This is a genomic window from Paenibacillus naphthalenovorans (genome assembly GCF_900099895.1).
Taxonomy (GTDB): domain Bacteria; phylum Bacillota; class Bacilli; order Paenibacillales; family NBRC-103111; genus Paenibacillus_G; species Paenibacillus_G naphthalenovorans.
Window position 1 is genome coordinate 1 of record NZ_FNDY01000075.1, and the last position, 2,060, is coordinate 2,060.

The following is a 2,060-nucleotide window of genomic DNA, read 5'->3' on the forward strand; positions in this document are numbered from 1 at the left end:
ACCAGTCACTCGGCGAAGCGCGCCCCATTCAGTTCTACGCCCATGAAGTAAGGCAAATCGCATCCTAAATACCGGAAGGAGGACATAACTTATTTTCTAAAAAATCATGTCTTGACTTTGGGGAGCATTACAAACGTCCTCACCAGTCCCTCGGCGAAACAAGGCCCGTACAATTCTACGCCCACGAAGTAAAGCAAATCGCATCCTAATCAATGGAAGGAGAACATAACTTATTTCTCAAAAAATCGTGTCTTGACATTGGGGAGCATTACAGATTGTCAGCGAAATCGGCGTTAAATAAGTACTACTTTGTAAGGATATTAGAAAGATTTAATTGATTTTTATTGATTCGATGATATACAAATAAATTTATAAATCTTGCCTATAAATTGTGAAGGTTCTACTTCAGACATAGGTTGGTTACCCATCATGTTCGCTAAGGCAAACTCCTCTAAACCTTCAATGGATCCTGAAAGCTTAGCGGATGCCGCTAGATGGTCATCAATATAAAGTTCAATATTGTCCGCCTTTTTCTTCAAGGTTACTATGCTTCGTTTACCAGTGGGAAGGAGAGTATTGCTGTCCATGACAAACTTCGTCGCTTTGTCGTTTACTCTAATTTCAGCTTGGACCCTTTGGTCTGGTGTTATCCATAATCTAATGAACGGTCCTGTCTCCGGTTGCTGAGAGCTGATCCGTCCTAACAATTGAGAATGTTTAATTTTTTGGGAAGCAGGCAAAAAATCAATGGACATTTCAAAATCTGTTAGCTTTGTAAGACTTAAGTGGCCAAAAATCCCACCAAGACTTTCTTGAGTAGTCAAGCTGTCATTGTTGATCTTTGAACTCCCCCATAAATTAGGCGTAATCCCTGTTGCAATATCCTTATTATTTTTAGAGAAATCCAATCTTACGGCATCAAAAGCATTTCTGCCATCTTGCGGAGGTTTGCCGACTTCTAAATATCCCCACCCGGAAGGAACCGCTGTGTCTGAACCAGGGTCGGAGTTATGCGCATAATATATACGATCTTTCTCCGAAGCGATAGTTTGCTCTAGAAATACTGGGTTAAATATTTTGGCTTGTGAATTTCTGGTTTGCCAAGGTTCAATGGGCTCTACCAAAGCTATTGCGGGGGAGGCAGCTTTCATTGTGTTTGAATTCAGTTCCACCAAAGCAACTCTCTGCTTCTTGCCGTCCCAGCCAGCAAATGATACATATACGCGGGATTCATGAAAAAATATGGCAGCGTCTGCTTCCTCTAATGCATGCCAAGGTGCCTGTCCAAGCTCGCTAAAAATAGGACCTAAATCAGTCCATGGACCATACGGAGTATCGGCTCTAGCTATCCCGGCCATTTTCGTGTTGATATCTTTATAGGTGGCATAATATTTTTGATCCAAAGGACTTTTTCTCACATGCCAATCAGCTAGATTAAGGAGAGCAGCATCCCGATAGCTGTAAGGACCTGCTGCATTTGAAGAAGTAAAATGTTGAGTTGTTTTTGTTGGTGGATGATAAACCCAAACATGCCATACTCCCTTTTCGTCTTTATAAGCTGTTGGGTAACGTCCGTTAATTGTCATATCATCTGTTGAACTAGAAAGCTCTTCGATGGTCTTGGCGCTTCGATGCTTGGTAGAGGATTTATCATCGTAAAATAGGTGGTACATCCCGTCTTCATAAAGAAGGTCGAATTCGTTAATTCCTGTAGGAAGGGTAAATAATTCTGGACTAAGTGCTCCTCCTCTTAGGTGATCTGTCAAACTAGCATTTTCAGAAGGTTTATAAGGGTTAGAGAGTAAATAAACTCCCAAGCCGCATATAAAAGCTATAACAATGAAAAAAACAAGAACAACAGACCGATACTTCATCAAAATACTCTCCCATTATTGATAATATAATTTGCAAATATAAGTCGTATATTAATTCTTCCACTATAATTGGATGGACATTGTTATCATATATGATCTATGCAGTTCGTGTCATTAACTGGTAAACGGTGGTTTTTGCTGCACAAATGTCACTAATTTCTCGAAATTAGGACGAAAAACCACTTG

1 protein-coding gene is annotated in these 2,060 nt (G+C 40.3%); it reads right to left on the bottom strand.

Going from position 1 to position 2,060, the window contains the following annotated elements; all coding sequences use genetic code 11:
- Positions 1-341 precede the first annotated feature (341 nt).
- Entirely contained in the window at positions 342-1,874 is a 1,533-nt protein-coding gene (locus BLT35_RS25985; protein ID WP_074730230.1) for a family 43 glycosylhydrolase, read from the bottom strand.
- Positions 1,875-2,060 lie beyond the last annotated feature (186 nt).